Consider the following 21,312-nt stretch of genomic DNA (forward strand, 5'->3'; position numbering starts at 1 on the left):
ATGACAACCATCACCACTTCTACGCCGATGCCGTCGAGCCCGAAATCGTCGAGCCCGAACCCGTCGAGCAGGGCCTTCAGCCTCGGTCAACTCATCAGCGGGCTACCCGGCGCGTTCCGCAAGTTGGATCCGCGAGAACTGTGGCACAACCCGGTGATGTTCATCGTGGAACTCGGCGCAGCCCTGACCACGGTCATCGCCATTGCGCAGCCGTTCCTCGGGCAAGCGTCGGGGGGTAGTGCGGCGACGCTCGCGTTCACCTGGTCGATCGCGATCTGGCTCTGGCTCACGGTGCTCTTCGCCACCCTCGCCGAGTCCGTCGCAGAAGGCCGCGGCAAGGCCCAAGCGGCCACGCTGCGCAAAACCCGCACCACGACGACCGCGAATGTGGTCGCGGACTACGACGAGAATACGGGTGCTGGTGCGGAACGTGCAACGATCGCACCGGCCCTGTCCGGCGACCTTCGTCTCGGCGATATCGTCGTGGTGACGGCGGGCGACCTGATCCCCGGCGACGGAGACATCATCTGGGGAATCGCATCCGTCGACGAATCCGCGATCACCGGCGAGTCCGCACCGGTGGTGCGTGAGTCCGGAGGAGACCGCAGTGCTGTGACCGGCGGCACCCGTGTGCTGTCGGATCGCATCGTCGTTCGCATCACCAGCAAGCCGGGCGAGACGTTCGTCGACCGCATGATCAAACTGGTCGAGGGTGCCTCACGGCAGAAGACGCCGAACGAGATCGCCCTGAACATTCTGCTGGCGAGCCTGACGATCATTTTCGTGGTCGTGGTGCTCGCGCTCGGTCCGACTGCCGGGTTCGCGAACGCAGCCCCGAGCGTCGCCGTGCTGGTCGCCCTGTTGGTATGTCTGATACCGACGACGATCGGTGCGTTGCTTTCGGCGATCGGCATTGCCGGAATGGATCGGCTCGTACAGCGCAACGTTCTGGCGATGTCAGGGCGCGCGGTCGAGGCTGCCGGGGACGTCACCACGCTGTTGCTCGACAAGACCGGAACGATCACCTACGGAAACCGGCAGGCTGATGAGTTCATCCCGGTCGGTTCAACGACGCAAGACGACCTTGTGCGAGCCGCAGCGCTCTCCTCACTGAGCGACCCGACCCCGGAGGGTGCATCCGTCGTTGCCCTCGCAGAACGTCTCGGTTACACCCACACGGGCGAACTGGCAGGCGACATCGTGCCGTTCACGGCGCAGACCCGGATGAGCGGTGTGGACTTCAGCGACGGAAGCAGCATCAGAAAGGGAGCTGCGGCATCCGTCATCGACTGGGTCGCAGCGACGAGCGCGATCTCGGACGATGTGCGCCACGAACTCGACGCTCAGATCGAGCGCATTTCGACCGTCGGCGGCACACCGTTGGCCGTTGCAACTCGGTCGGCGGATGGCGTTGCCCGCCTTCTCGGTGCGATCTATCTGAAGGACATCGTCAAGACCGGGCTGGCCGAAAGGTTCGCCGATCTGCGCAAGATGGGGATTCGCACGGTGATGGTCACCGGTGACAACCCACTCACAGCGAAGGCCATCGCGGCGGAAGCCGGCGTCGACGATTTTCTCGCAGAGGCGACACCGGAAGACAAGCTGGTGCTGATTCGGCGCGAGCAAGAGGGCGGCAACCTGGTTGCCATGACAGGAGACGGCACGAACGACGCGCCCGCGCTCGCCCAGGCCGACGTCGGTGTTGCGATGAACACGGGCACCTCCGCTGCGAAAGAGGCCGGAAACATGGTCGACCTCGACTCCGACCCGACGAAGCTCATCGACATCGTGCGAATCGGCAAGCAGTTGCTGATCACACGGGGTGCACTGACCACGTTCTCGATCGCGAACGATGTGGCAAAATACTTCGCGATCATTCCCGCGATGTTCGTCGGCGTGTTTCCCGGTTTGCAGGCACTGAACATCATGCAGTTGCATTCGCCCTCGTCTGCGATCCTCTCCGCCGTCATCTTCAACGCGATCATCATCGTGCTGCTGATCCCGCTGTCACTGCGCGGAGTGCGTTACCGCCCGGCCTCAGCGTCGCGGTTGCTGAACCGCAACCTGTTGATCTACGGACTGGGCGGCCTGATCGCCCCGTTCATCGGCATCAAACTCATCGACCTCATCATCGGCCTGATCCCCGGATTTTAGAAAGTCGTTAGGACACCATTTCATGAACGCCACAGCGCGAGGCACCTCTCGCCAATACTGGGTGGCCTTGCGTGCCATGCTCGTAATGACCGCCGCTCTCGGAATCATTTATCCACTTGTCATGACCGGAGTCGGCCAGTTGACCATGCCGGCCCAGGCAAACGGGTCGCGTATCAGCGCAGCAGGCGTCAACGGCGGCGCTGTCATCGGCTCGAGCCTCATCGGGCAGTCTTTCACAACCGACAAAGGGGTTCCGCTCGCACAGTGGTTCCAATCTCGGCCGTCTGCTGCGAACTATGACGCGAATGCGTCGACCGGCAGCAACCTCGGGCCGAACAACCCGGACCTCACGAAGGCGATCGATCAGCGTCAGGCGGTCATCGAGAAACTGGATGGGGTTACCGCCGCACAGGTCCCGCCGGACGCTGTCACGGCATCCGGGTCCGGCCTCGACCCGCAGATCTCACCGGCATACGCTCTGCTCCAGGTGAAGGCAGTCGCAGCCAAGCGGGGCCTGAGCGAATCGGTGGTGAAGAAGCTGGTCGAGTCTAAGATTCAACCACGGGATCTCGGATACCTCGGGGAACCGACCGTCAACGTTCTGCAGTTGAATCTGGCATTGGCACAGCTGGATCCGAACGGAAATGGCTAAGGGGTAGAAACGGTGAGCAGAGGTCGTTTGCGGGTTCTGCTCGGTGCAGCCCCCGGTGTCGGCAAGACGTTCGCGATGCTGGAGGAAGGCCGCCGTCTCGCCGATGAGGGCAAAGATGTCGTCGTCGCCTTCGTGGAAACCCACGGGCGCGACGCAACTGCGGCGATGTTGGCCGGGCTCGAAGTGGTGCCTCGACTCGCCGTCGCACACCGTGGAATCGAGCTGACGGACATGGACCTGGCCGCCGTGCTGGCCCGGGCGCCGGAGATCGCGCTGGTTGACGAGCTCGCTCACACCAATGCTCCGGGGCTTGCCCACGAGAAGCGCTGGCAAGACGTGGATGCGCTGCTGGATGCTGGTATCGACGTGGTTTCCACGCTGAACATCCAGCACATCCAGTCTCTCAACGATGTGGTGCAACAGATCACCGGGGTGGCCCAACAGGAGACGATCCCCGACGCGGTGCTGCGCAGCGCCGACCAGATCGAGGTCGTGGATCTGGCGCCGCAGGCGCTACGCGACCGTCTCGGCGCCGGCCTCGTCTATCCGGCCAGTCGAATCGACGCCGCCCTGTCCAACTACTTCCGGCTCGGCAACCTGACCGCCCTGCGCGAACTCGCGTTGCTCTGGCTCGCAGACGAAGTCGATGTCTCGCTGCAGCGCTACCGCGCAGAGCACGGCATCGACAGCAAGTGGGAGGCGCGGGAACGCGTCGTGGTCGCCTTGACCGGCGGGCCGGAGGGCGAGACGCTGGTGCGACGGGGGGCGCGAATCGCGGCACGCGCATCCGGCGGCGACCTGCTCGCCGTGCACGTGACGAGTCAGGACGGCCTTCGGGACCCCAATCCCGGCGCACTTGCCACCCAGCGCGCAATCGTCGAACAACTCGGCGGCAGCTACCATCAAGTGGTCGGCGACGACGTTCCCCGTGCCCTCGTCGATTTCGCCAAGGCGAGCAACGCGACGCAGCTGGTGATCGGCGTCTCCCGCAGAACCCGGCTGGCCGCTCTGCTGACCGGGCCGGGCATCGGATCGACCGTGATCCGAGAATCCGGCGACATTGACGTGCACATCGTTTCGCACGCGGCCGCCGGCGGACGCGGTGCCCTCCCACGATTGGGCGGCGGGCTCACACTGCGCCGACAGGTGATCGGCCTGATCATTGCTCTGCTGGGCGGCCCCCTGCTGACCTTACTGCTCGCTTCGTTTCGCAGCGCGGACTCCATCACCAGCGACGTTCTCAGTTATCAGCTGCTCGTCGTTCTGGTCGCCCTCGTCGGCGGGGTCTGGCCCGCACTGTTCGCGGCCGCGCTGTCTGGGATCACACTCGACTTCTTCTTCGTCGAACCGCTCTACACGATCACGATCAGCAAGCCGCTTCATCTGCTCGCTCTCGCACTGTTCATCGTCATTGCAGCGCTGGTCAGCCTGGTCGTCGATCAAGCAGCCAGACGCAGCAGAGCTGCCGTTCGAGCCGCCGCGGAGTCCGAACTCCTCGCCACCGTGGCAGGCGGAGTCATCCGCGGAGAAGGCAGCGTGCAAGCGCTGGTATCCCGCACCCGGGAGGCCTTCGGGCTCAACGGCGTGCGCCTGATGGACGGCGATACCGTGCTGTTCGCGTCCGGCGAGCCCGCAGACGCAGCACACACAAGCTCACTGGCTGTCGGAGACTCGGCGCGTCTCGAACTCTCCGGCCGCGACCTCGCGGCGGCAGACCGTCGTCTGCTCGCGGTGATCGTCACCCAGCTGGACGCCGCCCTCGAACACCAGAACCTCAGTGACGCCGCTCGCGAGATGGAGCCTCTGGCCGAAGCCGACCGGGTGCGCAGTGCGCTGCTGGCCGCCGTCGGCCACGACCTGCGACGCCCCTTGGCAGCAGCGACCGCCGCTGTCACGAGCCTCGCCTCACGAGATGTCGACTGGTCGGATGCCGATCGGCAGGAACTCTTGGACACCGCAGAAGTCAGTCTCGCCAATCTTGCAGACCTCGTGACCAATTTGTTGGATGTGAGCCGCGTGCAAGCCGGAGTGCTTGCGGTCTCGCTCGCTCCTGTCGCCATCGACGATGTGTTGCCCGCCGTGCTCGATGAACTCGCGCTCCCGCCAGGCGCAGTCGAGCTTGACGTCTCCACCGACCTGCGACCAGCGCTGGCGGACGCCGTGCTCCTGCAGCGCGTGCTGGTCAATCTGCTGGGCAATGCGCTGCGCTTCTCACCGGCCGGGACGCATCCGCTCGTCAGTGCAAGCGAATTCGCCGGCACCATCCAGGTGCGCGTCGTCGACTCGGGCCGTGGCGTTCCCGATGAACGCAGAGATCAGATCTTCATTCCGTTTCAACGGCTCGGCGACACAGACAACGACAGCGGAATCGGGCTTGGCCTCGCCCTGTCAAAAGGATTCGTCGAGGGCATGGGCGGCACGCTCACGACAGAAGACACGCCGGGCGGTGGCCTCACCATGGTCGTCACCCTCCCCGTAGCGGGCGAAAGGGGGAGCGCGTGAAGATCCTCATCGCAGACGACGACACGCAGATTCTTCGGGCGCTGCAGGTGATGCTGCGGGCGCGCGGCTACGACATCGTGCTCGCTCGCACGGGCACCGAAGCGCTCAATGCGGCCACGACACAGCACCCCGAGCTCGTAATCCTGGACCTCGGCATGCCCGGGCTCACCGGCACCCAAGTGATCGAGGCGCTCCGCGGCTGGAGCACGGTGCCGATCCTCGTCGTGTCTGGCCGCACCGACTCCGCTGACAAGGTCGATGCACTGGACGCCGGCGCAGACGACTACGTGACCAAGCCGTTCGCGGCAGACGAGCTGCTCGCACGCATCCGGGCTCTGACCAGGCGCGTGCCGAACGCAGCGGATGAGCCGGTCGTGCACCTGGGCCCGGTGACCGTCGACTTGGCCGCGAAGTCGGCGCAGAAGCACACGGACGACGGAAACGTCACCATTCGGCTGACTCCGACCGAGTGGCGGATGCTGGAACTGCTGCTGCGCAATCCGCGCCGGCTGGTCACCAGGCAGATGTTGCTCACTGAGGTGTGGGGGCCGCAATACACGAACGACACCGGCTATCTGCGGCTCTATCTGGCGCAGCTGCGCAAGAAGCTCGAGCCGCAGCCCTCGCGTCCGCGTTATCTGCTGACCGAGCCGGGCATGGGCTATCGGTTCGTGCCGGACGAAGACGACGACTAAGGGAATGGGCCGGCTGCTACGCCGGGTTCTGTCCGGGCGAAGCGCGAACGCTCCGCCGTGGACGGCCATCTATCTCGGGACATACGTTGCCGCAGCCCTCTAGCGGTCTACCCGGGAACGAGACGAGCAGCCTCATTGTTCCCTGTCTGACCTTGCTCCGGACGAGGTTTACCGAGCCGGCCGGGTCGCCCCGGTCGCTGGTGGTCTCTTACACCACCGTTTCACCCTTACCGCACGTTGCCGTGCGGCGGTCTGCTTTCTGTGGCACTGTCTCGCGGGTTGCCCCGGGTGGGTGTTACCCACCATCCTGCTCTGTGGAGCCCGGACGTTCCTCGGCATCTGACACGAATTCGAAAATCCGAATGAGATGACGCGACCGTCTTGCCGACCCATTCCTGCACTGAATCCTACCGGCTACAAACCGGACTCCTCGTTCCTGATCAGGATGGCGCCACTGTCTGGGCAGAGCACCACGTCGTCATCCGCGGCGACCCGGATAGCCTGCAGGTCGGACTCGGTCAGTTTGACGTTGCTGCCCAGCGATACGCCACGCACCAACAAAGCCGCACCGATGCCGTAGCGGCCACGTTGCCGCTCGTACAACGCCAACAGTTCCTGCGGTAGCTGCGCCGCGATCGCGGCACGATCGGCGGATGCTGCGGCCCGCTCCGCCTCCAGCACCACCTGCTGCTCCCCCTTTGCAGACTCCAGCTGCTCGACCTGCTCGTCGAGCACTACACGCTCCGCGGCAATTCCGGCGAGTTCTGCGTCGATTCCCTCGATGCGTTCCATGACGGTGAGTTCGATGTCTTCCAAGTCGGTTCGACGCTTCGTGAGCGCACTGATTTCCGCTTCGAGCGCCTCGACGTCTTTCATCGAAGCCGTCTGCTGCAGGCGATCCGCATCACGGGCCATTCGTGCCTCGACGACGGCGACATCCGATTCGATCCGGCCCAACTCGGTCTGCGCGTCCTCGCGCCGACCGGCGGCCTCCGCCTGCCGTTGGCGTACCGAGTCCATGGGAGCGGTCAACTGTGCGAGAGCACCGTGCTGCGGCAACATCTTCAGATTGTGGTCGAGTTGGGAAAGGCGGGTGTCTAACGCTTGCAATCGAAGCAGCTCTTGTTGCTCCTGGGGGCTGGCCTTCACGGTTCCTCAACTCTCGACTTCGGGTGTGCAGCAGTCATGCGTCGCCGGCAGCGCGGGCGGGCCGCATGTGAATGGCACCTATTGAACGATCGCAAAATCCCACGGGTCGGTGCGCAGCTCACTGACCGTTATCGTCGCATTCGGTAGGGCGCTGCGCAATTGATCGGCCGCGGTCTGCAGCCACAGCCACTCGCTGGCCCAGTGCGAAACGTCGATGAGTGCAGGGCCGTCGCCGATCAGCGCTTGCTCACGGGCTTCAGACGCCGGATGGTGACGCAAGTCTGAGGTGATGTAGACATCCGCCGCTCGCACTGCTGGGTCGGCCAGATAGGCATCCCCCGCTCCGGCGCATAGCGCCACAACTCGCACCGGTCGTTCGAATTCCCCAGCCGCGCGCACCCCGCTCGCGGTCGCCGGCAGCAACTCCGCAATCCGCTGCGCGAGCCGGCCTAGAGTGGTTGCCTCGGTAAGAGCGCCGATTCGTCCGATACCGGTTTCGCCATTCGCAGCGCCGGCCGACGCGATCGGCCTGGTGTTCGTCAACCCGAGCAGGTCGGCGAACACCGCGGACGTGCCGTGTGCGACCACGTCCGCATTGGTGTGGGCGGCGATCAGCGCGCAATCGGCTCTGATCAGTCGCGCCAAAAGGGCGCCTTTGTACCGGTCCTCCGCGACGCTGGTGACACCGCGCAACAGCAGAGGGTGGTGCACCAACAGCAGGTCTGCTGCCCCATCGATCGCCTCCGCGACAGTGTCTGCGACCGCGTCGACAGCCAGATGAATGCTCGCGACCGGAGCATCCAACGCGCCGCTGAGCAGCCCGGGCGCGTCCCATGCCTCTGTGCCGGACGATGGCCACAGGTGTTCGGTCACAGCCCGCACGGATGCCACGGTTTCGCTCACGCACTGAGCCTACTTGCTCGCGCCTGCGGATTCCCTGCTGCGGAGCACGTAACATCGAAACGATGACTGATTCGATCACCACACCATACGAAGACCTGCTGCGCGACACACTGGCGAACGGGTCGCGGAAGTCCGACCGCACCGGCACGGGCACGCGCAGCGTATTCGGCCGACAGTTGCGATTCGACCTGGCCCAGGGGTTCCCGCTGATCACCACGAAGCGGGTGCATTTCAAGTCGATCGCGTATGAGTTGCTCTGGTTCCTGCGAGGCGACAGCAACGTCGCGTGGCTTCGCGAGAATGGAGTAACGATCTGGGACGAGTGGGCGGATGCCGCTGGCGAACTCGGTCCCGTCTACGGCGTGCAGTGGCGATCCTGGCCGACACCGGATGGTGGGCACATCGACCAGATCACCCAGGTCATCGACACTCTGCGCCGCGACCCCGATTCCCGACGTATGCTCGTTTCGGCATGGAACGTGTCCGAGATTTCCAAAATGGCACTCGCACCCTGCCACGCGCTATTCCAGTTTTATGTCGCCGACGGCAAGCTGTCTTGCCAGCTCTACCAACGCAGCGCCGACCTGTTTCTCGGCGTGCCCTTCAATATCGCCAGTTACGCGCTGCTGACGCTGATGGTCGCCGACCAGGCTGGCCTCGAACCCGGCGAATTCGTCTGGACTGGCGGTGACTGTCACATCTATGACAACCACCTCGACCAGGTGACGGAGCAGTTGACTCGCGACCCGTATCCGGCACCGACGCTGCGAATTCTGTCTCACCCGGAAAGCATCTTCGACTACCGTTACGAGGACTTCGAACTCGTCGACTATCAGCATCACCCGGCCATTCGCGCCGCTGTTGCAGTGTGAGGTTCGCCGCAGCATGACGATCGGCTTGATTTGGGCGCAGGCGCGCGGCGGCGTGATCGGGCGGCAGGGAGTCATGCCCTGGCACGTGCCCGAAGACTCTCGGCACTTTCGTGCGATCACGGGCAGCGGCGCAGTGATCATGGGACGACGCACCTGGGACTCGTTGCCTGCTCGATACCGGCCGTTGCCAGGGCGCTCGAACATCGTCGTCACGCGAGATACCTCGTGGTGCGCCGTTGGTGCAACCGTCGCGCACTCTATCGACGAAGCGATCGAGGCTGCCGATTCCGACGTGTGGATCATCGGCGGCGGGCAACTGTACGCTGCAACGATCGGCATCGCAGACGTGCTGGAGGTCACCGAGATCGATGCCGTCTTCGATGGCGACACCCATGCCCCTCTGGTGGCGCTGGATTGGACCATCCGCACGACAGACCCGGCAGAAGGTTGGCGCAGTTCCACAACGGGCCTGCCATACCGATTCTTACGGTATGAACGCTGAATTCGGACGCCCTGGCGGGGCCCTCCCCCAGCCAGGCACAGTAATCTGAGAGTAAAGGTCCTCTTGCGAGGCATCAGCAGATCAGCCACGCCAATGAATCCGAGTCAATGAATCCGAGCAGCCTGTGACGGAAAATCGACCACGAACCACGCTGGCACAGCGCGGCTCGCGCGATGTTGCCCGCCTGCCGGGCGGAGGCGCTCTGGCAAAGCCGGCGGCGGTGTACGACACCGTCACGGAGGGGCTCACAGGTAGGCAGTTTCTGCGAACGGGTCGCTGGATCGCTTACATCGCGCTGGCGGTCGCCTTCGCACTGATCTGCTGCGGTCTCGCGCTCTGGCAGTTCGACCGTGGGCGGCAGGCTTCCACGGACAACGCGATCGTGAACACGAACTTCAACGCGACCCCTGTACCGCTGTCGCAAGCCCTGCCCACCGGTGCGCGCTATCACAGCGGTCAGAACTGGCAGCGCGTCAGTGCGACCGGCAGATACGATGCGAATGAGCAGTTGATTGTGCGTAATCGGTTCCTCGACGGGAACATCGGGTTCGAAGTCCTGACGCCGCTGCGAACCGATGATGGGGCGACCATCATGGTGGACCGTGGCTGGACAGCGCCGTCGACTGCTGATCTAACCGTGCCCGCCTCGAACCCGGCCCCGCCTGGCGGCGAGGTCAGTGTCGTCCTGCGTCTGCGTCCAAGCGAAGCGGCGAAAGGCAGCGGCTCCGGCGCCAGCGGCCAGATTCAATCCATCGACCTGGCCCAAATCCAACAGCGCGTCGGCGGTGCCGTGCAGACCAGTGCCTATGGCGTGCTCGACACGCAGACGCCCGCTGCTTCGAAGGAGTTGACGCCGATCCAGCCGACAGCCCCGACCGAAGGTGTCGGCTATCACTACTCGTATGTGGGCCAATGGCTCTTGTTCGTGTTCATCGCCTTCTTCATCCTTGCGCGAGCGATCCGCAATGAGACCCGCCGTCTGAATGCGGACGACCCCGCCGAGCAAGCGCGAGCCGCAGAACGCGTGCGAAAGCAGGCCGCAAAGCCGTTCACGGACGAGGAGTCGGAAGACGAACTCATAGACGGCTACATACCATTGAGTCGGTGGGGATTCGCCTCTGGCGGCGCGCTGACCTCTGCTGCCGGCTCTTCAGCGCGAGAAGTAACGGCCGCGCCGCGAGCATTACCGCCTGTCGCGACTCAGGCGCCCGAAAAGGACCATGCGCCCGAAGAGGACGACGAACTGCCGAGTTGACCGCATCCACCTACCGATCGCGGTACGGAGACTTGATCATTGCGACGGCGGCTATGATGCCCAAAATCAATCCGACGATGCCGAAGGTGCCGAGTGCCGACCAGATAACGGTTTCCATGTCACTCAGTATTCCACGTCGGGCATTGATTGAGTGTGCACCGCAGGCCACCCACTGAAGCGCCCGCACCGAATGTCACAGCTCTGCCGCACAATGGGTGCCATGGATCCCGATGAATTGTCCGCATTCTTGATCGAGCTGAACGGTGCCGTCGAAGAATACCCGTTCGGGCCGGAGACCCGCGTGCACAAAGTGGCTGGCAAGATCTTCGCCATTGACACTCCCGGTGCGCCCGTGCCGACGATCACGCTGAAGGCGCTCCCCGAGAACGTGCCGCGATTGATCGCGAGCGTCGACGGCATTACTCCCGGCTATCACATGAACAAAAAGCACTGGGTGACAGTAGCCCTGAACGGTCGGGTGCCGCCCGATCACGTGCGCGAACTCATCATGGAGTCGCATGCGATCGTGGTGCACGCGATGCCCAGACGCATCCGTTTGGGGTTGGAAGGTTGAGTGATCCGGGTGGAATCCACGGCTCGGTGCTGAGTATCTCCGCATCCAACGCGTTGAGAGCTTGACGCTAGGCAGCGCCAAGGCACCGAAGTTAGGCTCGGCGACGCCGGTAGCACCATTGACCGATGCGAACACGCCATTCAGGAACGTGCCGCGCACGGAACGCCCCGGCATCGTTCACGGAGAAGGCGAATGCATGCACAAACTCATCGGCTGAAGCAGGCAGGCGTTGCGGTCACGATTGTGATCGCGGCAGCGATGGCACTGACGGCGTGTTCTGCGGCCGCGGCGGTTTCCGGTGTCCACTTCGACAAAACTGTCGCAAAGTGTGTCCGCTTCAGCGTCTGACCTCAGTGTCGGTGCATGCGTCGTCGCGCATGCGGCGTCCAGTTCCAACGTATTGACCGCCAGCACGATCGTGATTTCAGTGAAGGGTCCGACCGGCTGCGTGAGCACGTTCGGCGGCCGCCCTCGGGCGGCAGCCAAAACGGCAATAGCTGAGGTGCTGCTCTCATAATCCGCGATCGTCTTGCCACCGCGACCACCCCGTTGCGGCCGATAGGTTTGTGCCATGCTTCGAATCCGCAAGACACGCTGGAAGGTCGCGTACATCGTCGTTGCTGTCGTGCTGGCAACAACGTTGAACGGTTTCGTGTTTTCGCGCTTCTTGCCGACGCCCGTCGCCGCTATCCTTTCCAACGCGGTGACTCTGCTGCTCTACTTCGGCGGAGCGCGCTCATTTCGCGGTGCAGGCGAGCCCGTGGAGCCGCCCCGGGCCTGGTGGCGGATGACCGCGCGCCCGACCGCGGGACTCGTGATCGGCTCTCTCCTCACTCTGAGCGTCACGCTTGACGTCTTCGGCACGGCATCACGGGCGCCCGGCTATGAGTTCTCCAATTTCCTGAACACTGTCGTTGACGCTGTGCTGGTCGTCTTCTACGTTCATTCTTCGATTCGTCTCGTGCGTTCTCCGCCGCAGTAGCTCGGAAATCTTTCTAACGCTCGTCATCTACACATCGGATGCCCGGGGTAGGTCTCATGCGGCCTGCGACAGTGCTTCTCCGCCTCGTCACTCGCGTTCATCACCCGGTTGCTCATCGCCCGATTGCTCATCGCCCGATTTCTCTCGGCGCACTCAACGGCAAGCGCTACGACAACCGCGGAAACTGATGTCGATGCCCATCTCACGTTCCGATCTCCGGGCGCGTCTTCAAGACATGAAGAGACAAGACACCGGGAGAAGGGAACAGCAATGAGCGCACGACACGCGACGGTAGACACCACGCTCGGACAGGTCACGATCGTCGCTTTCGGCGACGCGATCACCGGCCTCTACTTCCGCCATCACGTTCGGCGGCCGGCGGCGGAGACGTTTGGCCGAGAGGTCGCTGCCGCGGACGATGTACTTCTCGCGGATGCGGCGGGGCAGCTCCACGAGTACCTGGCTGGCGCGCGACATGAGTTCGATCTTCCATTCGACGCGACTGGCGACGCCTTCCAGCATGCCGTGTGGAGCATCGTGGCGGAAGTGCAGTTCGGTGAGACGACCACCTACGGCGCGATCGCGGAACGCCTCGGAGATAAGTCGCTGTCTTACCGTGTCGGGCAGGCCGTAGGTGCGAACCCGCTGTGCATCTACGTGCCGTGCCACCGCGTGCTCGGCGCGAACGGCAAACTCACGGGCTACGCCGGTGGGCTGAAGCGCAAGCAGGCCTTGTTGGAGTTGGAGGAGCCCGCCCAGGTGAGGGCGGGACGATTGTTCTAACGGATCTCGCGAAAGACTCGCCTTGGCCGTATTCAACCCGATGACGATGAAGCGACTGTCCGCGCCAGTGCTCGCTCGGCGGCTCCATCGGCGGCCTGGACGTCAAAACGCCCTGCTCGAACTGGAGCTGCAGCATGACAACCAATGAGAAGAAGAATCAGGCGACCGACCCGTGGCTAGGCCGCGTCGAGTCAGCGGATTGGTCGGCCGTTGCCGACGAAATCAACGAGTACGGCGGAGCACTCCTGCCGCAGCTCCTGACGCCGGACGAGACCGTCGCGTTCCGGGAGCTCTACGCAAGCGATGAAGTGTTCCGCAGCACGATCAACATGGGTCGCCACCGCTTCGGCGAGGGTCAGTACCGGTATTTCCACGCCCCCTATCCTGAACCGATCGAACGGCTCAAGCAGGCGCTGTACCCTCGACTGCTGCCGATCGCGCGCGATTGGTGGACCAAGCTCGGAAGGCCCTCCCCGTGGCCTGACACACTCGACGAGTGGCTCGACATGTGCCACGACGCCGGCCAGACCAAGTCGACGGCGATCCTGCTGAAGTACTGCGAGAAGGATTGGAACGCACTGCACCGCGACCTCTACGGAGACCTCGTGTTCCCGCTCCAGGTCGTCATCAACCTGAACGAGCCCGGCGTTGACCACATCGGCGGCGAATTCATACTGCTCGAACAGCGCCCCCGAGCGCAGTCGAGGGGAACCGCAACGCTGCTCCCGCACGGTCACGGCTACGTGTTCACCACTCGTGAGCGCCCCGTGCAGTCCGCGCGTGGCTGGTCAGCCGCGCCAGTGCGGCACGGCGTCTCCGCCGTTCGCTCCGGTGAACGGCACACGCTCGCCCTCGTCTTCCACGACGCCGCATGAGTTACTCGTCCGCCGACCTCATCGCCGAGGGTGACTACGTGGCCGGCGCTACAGGATGAACAAGCGGCATCAAAGGTGATCAGTTGCGTGCGCAGGCGCGGCCAGCTCATCCGTTCGATACTTCGCGAGTTGTGGTGTTCACATCTTGATTCGACATACGAGAACCGTCGCACCGCTGCACATGATTTGTAATACGAAGCCCGAGATGTAATGCACTTACAATTTCAATCTTGCGCGGAATATGCGATATGCATCATATATATGGCATGTCAAATGCAGAGTTGGCTTCCAACTGGATTCCCGATGTCAGCGCTTTTGGCGCGCGCCTTGCACTGGTCCGGTGGCGCATGGGATGGAACCTGAGCGAAGCGGAGCGCGAATGCGGCCTCACGCAGAACACGTGGAGCGGTTACGAAACGGGGAAGAATCCCCGCGACTTCGTCAAAGTCGTCGCAAGTATCGTCATGCGCACTCGCGTGGACAAAGTGTGGCTGATGACAGGTGAAGGCTCTCCTGTGGGCCCTACCGGGATCGAACCGATGACATCCACGGTGTAAACGTGGCGCTCTACCAGCTGAGCTAAAGGCCCTTCGCGTGCACGACGGTGCGCGTGATGCGAAGTAAGCGTAACAGCATCCGTTCGTTACGCCGCGTGCAGTTCCTCCAATGCGGCGCGGTATGCGTCGAGGGAGCGCGCCTCGCCCGGCGCGGTGATGAAACTCTCGCGGATGACGCCACCAGCGTCGATCAGGAAGGTCGCGCGATTCGCGAATCCCTTGTCTTCGAGGAACACGCCGTATTCTTTGGCGACCTGGCCGTGCGGCCAGAAGTCCGCCAGCAGCGAGAAATTGTAACCCTCCTGTTCGGCCCACGCGCGCAGGGAGTATTTCGAGTCGACGGAAATGCCCAGCAGCTCAACGCCCTCAGCCGCGAACAGCTCCACGTTGTCACGCAGTTCGCACAGCTCGCCGGTGCACGTGCCGGAGAACGCGAAAGGAAAGAAGACGAGCGCCACCGCCTTGCGCCCGGCGAAATCGCTGAGCCGGATCGGCTCACCGAATTGGTTGGCAAGTTCGAAGTCGGGAGCGAGCGTGTCGTTCTCCAGGGCCATCGTGCGTCCTTTCATGCGGACCCGGCTGACCGTCGCCAGGCACAAACTGACAGCCTAGACCGGTTCGTTGAGGATCACCAGGAACGGCCGCTCAACACCACTCCACGACGCGAGAACTATGACTAGGCTGACGTTCGGTGCCTTTCTGTCGAAACCCGACAAATCCAGTGCCCGATTCCCGATCTAACCCACACAAGAAAGAGGTCGAGGTGACCGTCAACGATCAGGATCCGTATTCGGTGAATTACGTCGATACGGATCCGGAAGAGACCGCAGAGTGGCAGGAATCGCTCGACGCCATCGTCGCCGCTGAGGGCCGCGGTCGAGCCCGCGAGATCATGCTCAGCCTGCTCAAGCGCTCGAAAGAGCTGCAACTGAACGTGCCGATGGTTCCGACGACGGACTATATCAACACGATCTCTCCCGAGAACGAGCCCGACTTTCCCGGCGATGAAGCGCTCGAACGTCGTTATCGGGCTTGGATCCGCTGGAACGCCGCCATTCAGGTGCACCGCGCGCAGCGCCCGGGTATCGCGGTCGGCGGCCATATTTCCACCTATGCCTCCAGCGCTGCGCTCTATGAGGTCGGCTTCAACCACTTCTTCCGGGGCCAAGATCACGCGGGCGGCGGCGACCAGATCTTCATCCAGGGGCACGCATCCCCCGGAATTTATGCACGGGCCTTCCTCGAAGGTCGGCTGAGCAGCGACCAACTGGACGGCTTCCGGCAGGAGAAGTCGCACGCGCCCAACGGACTGTCCTCCTACCCGCACCCCCGGCTGATGCCGGACTTCTGGCAGTTCCCGACCGTCTCGATGGGGCTCGGCCCGATCAACGCGATCTACCAGGCGCAACTGAACCAGTACCTCACGCACCGCGGCATCAAGGACGCCTCAGACCAACACGTCTGGGCGTTCCTCGGTGACGGTGAGATGGACGAGGTCGAGAGTCGCGGCCAACTGCAGGTTGCCGCAAACGAGGGCCTGGACAACCTGACCTTCGTCATCAACGCCAATCTCCAACGCCTCGACGGCCCGGTGCGCGGAAACGGAAAGATCATCCAGGAGCTCGAGAGCTTCTTCCGCGGTGCGGGCTGGAACGTCATCAAGGTGATCTGGGGCCGCGAATGGGATGTCCTGCTTGATCGCGACACCGAAGGTGCGCTGGTCAACCTGATGAACGTAACGCCCGACGGTGACTACCAAACGTACAAGGCCGAAAACGGCGCCTACGTGCGCGAGCACTTCTTCGGCCGTGACCCGCGCACACTCGAAATGGTCACCGGCTACTCCGATCAAGACCTGTGGAACTTGAAGCGCGGCGGCCACGACTACCGCAAGGTCTACGCGGCGTTCCAAGCCGCACTTCAACACAGGGGCCAACCGACGGTGATCATCGCGAAGACCGTCAAGGGCTATGGCCTCGGGCCTAGCTTCGAAGGTCGCAATGCGACCCATCAGATGAAGAAGATGACGCTCGAGAACCTGAAGACATTCCGAGACGCGATGCACATTCCGATCTCGGATGCGCAACTCGAGGAAAACCCCTACCTTCCGCCGTACTACAATCCCGGTGAGCAGGATGAGACGATCCAGTATCTCCAAGAGCGCAGGCGCCTGCTCGGAGGGTACATTCCCGAGCGACGCACACACCATGCGCCGGTTCCTCTGCCGAACGACGGCACCTATGCGCTTGCGAAGAAGGGCTCCGGAACACAGGAGATCGCCACGACGATGGCCTTCGTGCGCCTGCTGAAGGAGCTGTTGCGATCGAAGGACTTCGGCCACCGCATCGTGCCGATCATCCCAGACGAAGCGCGCACGTTCGGTATCGACGCCTTCTTTCCGAGCGCAAAGATTTACAACCCGAGCGGGCAGCACTACACGTCGGTCGACCGCGAGCTTCTCCTTGCCTACAAGGAGAGCCCGCAGGGCCAGATCATCCACGTCGGCATCAACGAGGCCGGCGCAGCAGCCGCCTTCACCGCGGTTGGCACATCGTATTCGACGCAGGGCGAAGTGCTGATCCCGGTCTACGTGTTCTATTCGATGTTCGGGTTCCAACGCACCGGCGACGCCTTCTGGGCTGCGGGCGATCAAATGGCCCGCGGCTTCATCATGGGCGCAACCGCCGGTCGAACCACACTGACCGGCGAAGGTCTGCAACACGCGGACGGTCATTCGCCGCTGCTGGCCTCGACGAACCCGGCCGTCGTTTCCTACGACCCTGCATACGGCTATGAGATCGGCCACATCGTGCGCAGCGGGCTGGAGCGCATGTATGGCGGCACACGCCCTGATCCGAACGTCATGTACTACATCACCGTTTACAACGAGCCCATCGTTCACCCCGCCGAGCCGGAAGGACTCGATGTCGACGGGGTGGTACGCGGCATTTACAAGCTGCGTCATGCGATGAACGACGGGCCGAAGTCGCAACTGCTGGCATCCGGAGTCGCCGTCGGCTGGGCACTCGAAGCGCAGCGGCTGCTTGCGGCGGACTGGGGCGTCTCAGCGGATGTCTGGTCCGTCACCTCGTGGAGTGAGTTGCGCAGAGACGGTCTCGCCGCCGAGAGCCACAACTTCCTGAATCCGAGCGCGGAGAGAGTCGTACCTTACCTGACCCGCACACTGGCAGACGCTCAGGGACCGTTCGTCGCGGTGAGCGACTACATGCACGCCGTTCCGGATCAGGTTCGCCAGTTCGTTCCCGGTGACTTCGCGTCGCTCGGGGCTGATGGTTTCGGTTTCTCAGACACCCGCGCGGCCGCGCGGCGCTTCTTCAAGATCGACGGCCCATCGCTGGTCGTGCGCACCCTGGAGTTGCTTGCCGCACGCGGTCAGGTGGATCCTTCGCTGCCCGCTCAGGCTATCGACCGCTACCGGCTGTTCGATGTCACAGCGGGCACAACCGGCTCAGCCGGCGGCGAGAGCTGACGGCGCGTACAACAGGTGCCGAAAACTAAGGAAGAGACGCTCGCCTGGCTGCGTAAAATCTCCGGGGAGCTAGCCACCGCCACGCTCAAGCGGCTTGAGGACACACTGCCCTGGTATGGCGACATGCCGCCCGGCCGACGCTCCGCCGTCGGCTTGGTCGCGCAGGCCGGCATCACGTCGTTCATCTCATGGTTCGACGACCCGCGTTCGACCCCGTGGATCGCGGCGGATGTCTTCGGTGCCGCGCCGCGCGAATTGCTGCGCTCCGTCACGCTGCAGCAGACGCTCCAGCTGATCCGGGTCACGGTCGAGGTCGTCGAGGATCGCGTCAAAGACGGCGGTGAGCTACTCCGCGAGGCGATCCTCCTGTACTCGCGTGAGATCGCGTTCGCGGCAGCGGATGTCTATGCTCGCGCCGCCGAGGCACGCGGGCTTTGGGATGCCCGCCTCGAGGCGCTCGTCGTCGACTCGATCCTGACCGGCGAATACGACGACGAGTTGCCGAGCCGCATTGCGGCACTCGGCTGGCACGGTCACGGCGAGGTGAGCGTCTTGGTGGGGACCACCCCGCCCGTTCTCGATGTCGACCAACTGCGCCGTACTGCCAGACACATGTCTGCCGATGTGCTGATCGGAGTGCAAGGCAGCAGACTCGTACTCGTGATCGGGAGGGCACGCCCGAGCTCGGAGGAGCAGGACGACGCCATCGGCGCAGAACCGCTGGTCAACTTCCTCGATATTGCCGCGCAGTTGGAGCCCGGATTCGGCCAAGGCCACCTGGTGCTCGGCCACGAGGTGCCGACACTCGTGGACGCGTCGAAGAGCGCGAAAGCAGCGCTTGCCGGATTCGCCGTGGCAAAGGGTTGGCGCAATTGCCCGCGCCCCGTTCACGCAGACGATCTACTTCCCGAACGCGCTCTCGCCGGCGACGGCCTGGCGCGCGCAACGCTGATCAATCGCATCTACAAGCCGCTCAAAGCGCACTCGACGGAACTGCTGACAACTCTCTGGTGCTACCTGGACAATGGCCGCTCGCTCGAGGCGACGGCACGCGAACTGTTCGTTCACCCCAACACGGTGCGCTACCGGCTGAAGCGTGTGACCGACGTGATCGGCTGGGATGCCACTGGTGCCCGTGAAGCGCTGATCCTGCAGGCGGCGCTGATCGTCGGCTCCATCAATGAGCCGGACGCCCCGATCAAACGCCGTCCCAGTCGCTGAGACCCCGGTCACTGAGCTTCCGGCCGCTGAGCTTCCAGTCGCTGAGCGAAGCCGAAGCGCACTACCGTTCTGTGTGACATCGACAAAGCTTTGGCCCACAACTGTGAGAGTGTCGACACCCTGGATTCCACCGCTCTTGGCAGACTAGTACGGTGATTGTTGTTGTCTGCCCAGGTCAGGGCTCCCAAACTCCCGGTTTTCTCGAGCCCTGGCTTTCCGATCCGACGGCGCGCACACTGCTGGGAGAGTTTTCTGATGCGGCGGGCCTCGACCTGATCACGCACGGAACCGTTTCTGACGCCGACACGATCCGGGACACGGCAGTCGCTCAGCCGTTGATCGTTGGAGCAAGCCTCATCGCCCTGCATGCGCTGCTGAGCGCGGGCGCGCATGGCCGGATCGGCGGCATCGCCGGCCATTCCGTCGGTGAGATCGCGGCAGCGGCCGGTTCCGGGATCCTCAGCGAACCAGACGCTCTGCAGTTCGTGAGCGAGCGCGCCGTAGCGATGGCGCAGGCTGCTGCTGCAACACCAACGGGCATGAGCGCCGTGCTTGGTGGCGATCAAGACGCGGTCGTCGCCCACGTCAAGACGTTCGGCCTTGAGCCCGCCAATTACAACGGCGGCGGTCAGATCGTCGTGGCGGGGGCCATCGACGCGCTCGCGCGGCTGGCCGATGAGCCGTTGCGCGGCACGCGGGTCGTGCCACTGCAGGTGGCAGGGGCGTTCCACACGCACTACATGGAGCCCGCACGCGACTGGCTGGCCGGAGCGGCGGGTGCATTCGAGACCAGCGACCCCGACCTGCGCATCTGGACGAACAATGACGGATCGAAAGTGGAATCCGGTGCGAGATTCCTGGAATTGGTCGTCGGTCAGGTGGCATCCCCCGTACGCTGGGATTTGTGCATGGCCGCGTTCTCCGCTGCCGGAGTCACCGGCGTGGTTGAGCTTGCGCCTGCCGGCGCCCTGACCGGACTCGCCAAACGAGGACTCAAAGGAGTTCCGACGGTGGCGATCAAGACGCCGGAGGATCTGCCCGCGGCCATCGAACTGTTCGATCAGTTCGCCTGATCGCCGCGCGAGAGAGACTTTCCAGAACATGACCCAACCCGTTCTTCAACAGAGCCACGGCCCTGAATTCACCCGGATGCTCGCATTCGGTGCTGCCCGTGGCGACCTGAGCGTCTCCAACGACGACATCGTCGGCCCGATCAACTCGTCTGACGAGTGGATCCAGCAGCGCACCGGGATCGTCACCCGACGTCGTGCGTCGAAGCAGATCCTCGCCGTCGACCTGGCAACCGACGCTGCTCGCGAGGCGATCGAGAAATCCGGCATCGCACCGGAGGATATCGATCTCGTCATCATCGCGACGATCAGCAATGTGCAGCAGACCCCGTCGATGTCCGCCGTCGTCGCCGACCGGGTCGGAGCGAATCCCGCGGCCGCCTACGATGTCAACGCCGCTTGTGCAGGCTATGCATATGCGATTGCACAAGCGGATGCGCTGATCCGAAGTGGCGCGGCGCACTATGCGCTGGTGGTCGGTGCGGAGAAACTCTCCGACGTCGTCGATCCGACAGACCGGTCGATCTCGTTCCTCCTTGGTGACGGCGCAGGTGCCACGGTAATCGGGCCGAGCGAGACACCCGGCATTGCGCCGACGGTCTGGGGGTCGGACGGTTCACGTGCGGACGCTGTCGGCATGAACGCAACGTTGACCCAATTTCGTGACGGCGAGGCCGAGTGGCCGACGCTTCGGCAGGAGGGTCAGACCGTCTTCCGGTGGGCGGTTTGGGACATGGCGAAAGTCGCTCGCAGAGCCCTCGAGGTTGCCGGAATCACTGCGGCCGACCTCGCGGCGTTCATTCCCCATCAGGCAAACATGCGTATCGTCGACGAGTTTGCGAAGCAACTCAAGCTGCCCAGTACGGTGATCATCGCCCGTGACATTGAGACGACCGGCAACACCTCGGCCGCCTCCATTCCGTTAGCGACCCATCGACTGTTGCAGGGGCACCCTGAGCTCAGCGGCGGCCTCGCGCTGCAGATCGGCTTCGGGGCCGGTCTGGTGTACGGCGCGCAGGTCGTCGTACTCCCGTAAACTATTCAACGGTCAAACGACACCCACCAAGGAGAAACAA

General features: G+C 63.7%; 20 protein-coding genes, 1 tRNA gene and 1 other RNA gene. 16 read left to right on the forward strand and 6 right to left on the reverse strand.

The genetic code is table 11. From position 1 onward, the window contains the following. The 4 genes from kdpB to QU604_RS11410 are packed head-to-tail and all read left to right on the forward strand — an operon-like array spanning position 1 to position 6,003. Complete coding sequence (gene kdpB / locus QU604_RS11395; RefSeq protein WP_308464754.1) at positions 1 to 2,154, forward strand: potassium-transporting ATPase subunit KdpB; 2,154 nt, start codon at positions 1 to 3, stop codon at positions 2,152 to 2,154. 22 nt (positions 2,155 to 2,176) lie between these two features. After that, positions 2,177 to 2,806: a potassium-transporting ATPase subunit KdpC gene (kdpC, locus tag QU604_RS11400; protein WP_308464755.1), complete on the forward strand. Its 630-nt coding sequence runs from the start codon at positions 2,177 to 2,179 to the stop codon at positions 2,804 to 2,806. A 12-nt stretch (positions 2,807 to 2,818) separates the two neighbouring features. Further along, complete coding sequence (locus QU604_RS11405; protein WP_308464756.1) at positions 2,819 to 5,308, forward strand: sensor histidine kinase; 2,490 nt, start codon at positions 2,819 to 2,821, stop codon at positions 5,306 to 5,308. After that, positions 5,305 to 6,003 (forward strand): response regulator, encoded by a 699-nt coding sequence (locus QU604_RS11410; protein ID WP_308464757.1) that lies wholly within the window; start codon positions 5,305 to 5,307, stop codon positions 6,001 to 6,003. The genes QU604_RS11405 and QU604_RS11410 overlap by 4 nt, the downstream gene beginning before the upstream one ends. A 1-nt stretch (position 6,004) precedes the next feature. Here QU604_RS11410 and rnpB read toward each other — a convergent pair. The 3 genes from rnpB to QU604_RS11425 all read right to left on the reverse strand — a co-directional run bounded on the left by rnpB (position 6,005) and on the right by QU604_RS11425 (position 8,055). Next, an RNA gene (gene rnpB / locus QU604_RS11415) (RNase P RNA component class A) lies at positions 6,005 to 6,395 on the reverse strand. 22 nt (positions 6,396 to 6,417) lie between these two features. Beyond that, positions 6,418 to 7,152 carry a zinc ribbon domain-containing protein gene (locus tag QU604_RS11420; RefSeq protein ID WP_308464758.1) on the reverse strand — a complete coding sequence of 245 codons (735 nt, stop codon included), beginning with the start codon at positions 7,150 to 7,152 and terminating at the stop codon, positions 6,418 to 6,420. Positions 7,153 to 7,230: 78 nt separating this feature from the next. Continuing rightward, positions 7,231 to 8,055 carry a Nif3-like dinuclear metal center hexameric protein gene (locus QU604_RS11425; protein WP_308464759.1) on the reverse strand — a complete coding sequence of 275 codons (825 nt, stop codon included), beginning with the start codon at positions 8,053 to 8,055 and terminating at the stop codon, positions 7,231 to 7,233. 62 nt (positions 8,056 to 8,117) lie between these two features. On the opposite strand from QU604_RS11425, the gene QU604_RS11430 reads away from it, so the two are divergent. From QU604_RS11430 to QU604_RS11445, 4 genes are all read left to right on the forward strand, one after another. Beyond that, complete coding sequence (locus tag QU604_RS11430) at positions 8,118 to 8,927, forward strand: thymidylate synthase (RefSeq protein ID WP_308464760.1); 810 nt, start codon at positions 8,118 to 8,120, stop codon at positions 8,925 to 8,927. Between the two features lie 13 nt (positions 8,928 to 8,940). Continuing rightward, positions 8,941 to 9,429 carry a dihydrofolate reductase gene (locus tag QU604_RS11435; RefSeq protein WP_308464761.1) on the forward strand — a complete coding sequence of 163 codons (489 nt, stop codon included), beginning with the start codon at positions 8,941 to 8,943 and terminating at the stop codon, positions 9,427 to 9,429. A gap of 124 nt (positions 9,430 to 9,553) precedes the next feature. Next, a complete protein-coding gene (locus QU604_RS11440; protein WP_308464762.1) occupies positions 9,554 to 10,684 on the forward strand; it encodes an SURF1 family cytochrome oxidase biogenesis protein in 1,131 nt (376 codons plus the stop codon). Between the two features lie 220 nt (positions 10,685 to 10,904). After that, a complete protein-coding gene (locus QU604_RS11445) occupies positions 10,905 to 11,258 on the forward strand; it encodes an MmcQ/YjbR family DNA-binding protein (protein ID WP_308464763.1) in 354 nt (117 codons plus the stop codon). 177 nt (positions 11,259 to 11,435) lie between these two features. Here QU604_RS11445 and QU604_RS11450 read toward each other — a convergent pair whose 3' ends face one another. Continuing rightward, positions 11,436 to 11,831 (reverse strand): hypothetical protein, encoded by a 396-nt coding sequence (locus tag QU604_RS11450; RefSeq protein WP_308464764.1) that lies wholly within the window; start codon positions 11,829 to 11,831, stop codon positions 11,436 to 11,438. Here QU604_RS11450 and QU604_RS11455 point away from each other — a divergent pair. The 4 genes from QU604_RS11455 (at position 11,830) to QU604_RS22195 (ending at position 14,455) form a co-directional block, all read left to right on the forward strand. Continuing rightward, entirely contained in the window at positions 11,830 to 12,240 is a 411-nt protein-coding gene (locus QU604_RS11455; protein ID WP_308464766.1) for a hypothetical protein, read from the forward strand. The two genes, QU604_RS11450 and QU604_RS11455, sit on opposite strands and share 2 nt — an antisense overlap. A 270-nt stretch (positions 12,241 to 12,510) precedes the next feature. Continuing rightward, entirely contained in the window at positions 12,511 to 13,023 is a 513-nt protein-coding gene (locus QU604_RS11460) for a methylated-DNA--[protein]-cysteine S-methyltransferase (RefSeq protein ID WP_308464767.1), read from the forward strand. A gap of 134 nt (positions 13,024 to 13,157) precedes the next feature. After that, a complete protein-coding gene (locus QU604_RS11465; RefSeq protein ID WP_308464768.1) occupies positions 13,158 to 13,898 on the forward strand; it encodes a 2OG-Fe(II) oxygenase in 741 nt (246 codons plus the stop codon). A gap of 266 nt (positions 13,899 to 14,164) precedes the next feature. Further along, positions 14,165 to 14,455, forward strand: coding sequence for a helix-turn-helix domain-containing protein (locus QU604_RS22195; protein WP_409350031.1), 291 nt, complete (start codon positions 14,165 to 14,167; stop codon positions 14,453 to 14,455). Here the strand turns inward: QU604_RS22195 and QU604_RS11470 are convergent. Together QU604_RS11470 and QU604_RS11475 are read right to left on the reverse strand one after the other, a co-directional pair. After that, a tRNA-Val gene (locus QU604_RS11470) sits at positions 14,415 to 14,487 on the reverse strand. The two genes, QU604_RS22195 and QU604_RS11470, sit on opposite strands and share 41 nt — an antisense overlap. A 54-nt stretch (positions 14,488 to 14,541) precedes the next feature. Then, positions 14,542 to 15,009 carry a peroxiredoxin gene (locus QU604_RS11475; RefSeq protein ID WP_308464769.1) on the reverse strand — a complete coding sequence of 156 codons (468 nt, stop codon included), beginning with the start codon at positions 15,007 to 15,009 and terminating at the stop codon, positions 14,542 to 14,544. A 209-nt stretch (positions 15,010 to 15,218) separates the two neighbouring features. On the opposite strand from QU604_RS11475, the gene aceE reads away from it, so the two are divergent. The 4 genes from aceE to QU604_RS11495 all read left to right on the forward strand — a co-directional run bounded on the left by aceE (position 15,219) and on the right by QU604_RS11495 (position 21,272). Continuing rightward, a complete protein-coding gene (gene aceE / locus QU604_RS11480; RefSeq protein WP_308464770.1) occupies positions 15,219 to 17,945 on the forward strand; it encodes a pyruvate dehydrogenase (acetyl-transferring), homodimeric type in 2,727 nt (908 codons plus the stop codon). Between the two features lie 15 nt (positions 17,946 to 17,960). Continuing rightward, entirely contained in the window at positions 17,961 to 19,166 is a 1,206-nt protein-coding gene (locus tag QU604_RS11485; RefSeq protein WP_308464771.1) for a PucR family transcriptional regulator, read from the forward strand. A 152-nt stretch (positions 19,167 to 19,318) separates the two neighbouring features. Next, entirely contained in the window at positions 19,319 to 20,239 is a 921-nt protein-coding gene (locus QU604_RS11490) for an ACP S-malonyltransferase (protein WP_308464772.1), read from the forward strand. A 28-nt stretch (positions 20,240 to 20,267) separates the two neighbouring features. Further along, the gene (locus tag QU604_RS11495) at positions 20,268 to 21,272 is read left to right on the forward strand and encodes a beta-ketoacyl-ACP synthase III (protein WP_308464773.1); all 1,005 of its coding nucleotides are present in this window, start codon (positions 20,268 to 20,270) and stop codon (positions 21,270 to 21,272) included. The last annotated feature ends 40 nt before the right edge of the window (positions 21,273 to 21,312 follow it).

This window comes from Rathayibacter sp. SW19 (assembly GCF_030866825.1).
Lineage (GTDB): Bacteria > Actinomycetota > Actinomycetes > Actinomycetales > Microbacteriaceae > Rathayibacter_A > Rathayibacter_A soli.

Coding starts and splice junctions, on each gene's coding strand:
- QU604_RS11430 (WP_308464760.1), top strand. CDS start 8,118: ATGACTGATTCGATCACCACACCATACGAAGACCTGCTGCGCGACACA.
- kdpB (WP_308464754.1), top strand. CDS start 1: ATGACAACCATCACCACTTCTACGCCGATGCCGTCGAGCCCGAAATCG.
- QU604_RS11450 (WP_308464764.1), bottom strand. CDS start 11,831: ATGGCACAAACCTATCGGCCGCAACGGGGTGGTCGCGGTGGCAAGACG.
- QU604_RS11475 (WP_308464769.1), bottom strand. CDS start 15,009: ATGGCCCTGGAGAACGACACGCTCGCTCCCGACTTCGAACTTGCCAAC.
- QU604_RS11465 (WP_308464768.1), top strand. CDS start 13,158: ATGACAACCAATGAGAAGAAGAATCAGGCGACCGACCCGTGGCTAGGC.
- QU604_RS11495 (WP_308464773.1), top strand. CDS start 20,268: ATGACCCAACCCGTTCTTCAACAGAGCCACGGCCCTGAATTCACCCGG.
- QU604_RS22195 (WP_409350031.1), top strand. CDS start 14,165: ATGTCAAATGCAGAGTTGGCTTCCAACTGGATTCCCGATGTCAGCGCT.
- QU604_RS11435 (WP_308464761.1), top strand. CDS start 8,941: ATGACGATCGGCTTGATTTGGGCGCAGGCGCGCGGCGGCGTGATCGGG.
- kdpC (WP_308464755.1), top strand. CDS start 2,177: ATGAACGCCACAGCGCGAGGCACCTCTCGCCAATACTGGGTGGCCTTG.
- QU604_RS11460 (WP_308464767.1), top strand. CDS start 12,511: ATGAGCGCACGACACGCGACGGTAGACACCACGCTCGGACAGGTCACG.
- QU604_RS11445 (WP_308464763.1), top strand. CDS start 10,905: ATGGATCCCGATGAATTGTCCGCATTCTTGATCGAGCTGAACGGTGCC.
- QU604_RS11455 (WP_308464766.1), top strand. CDS start 11,830: ATGCTTCGAATCCGCAAGACACGCTGGAAGGTCGCGTACATCGTCGTT.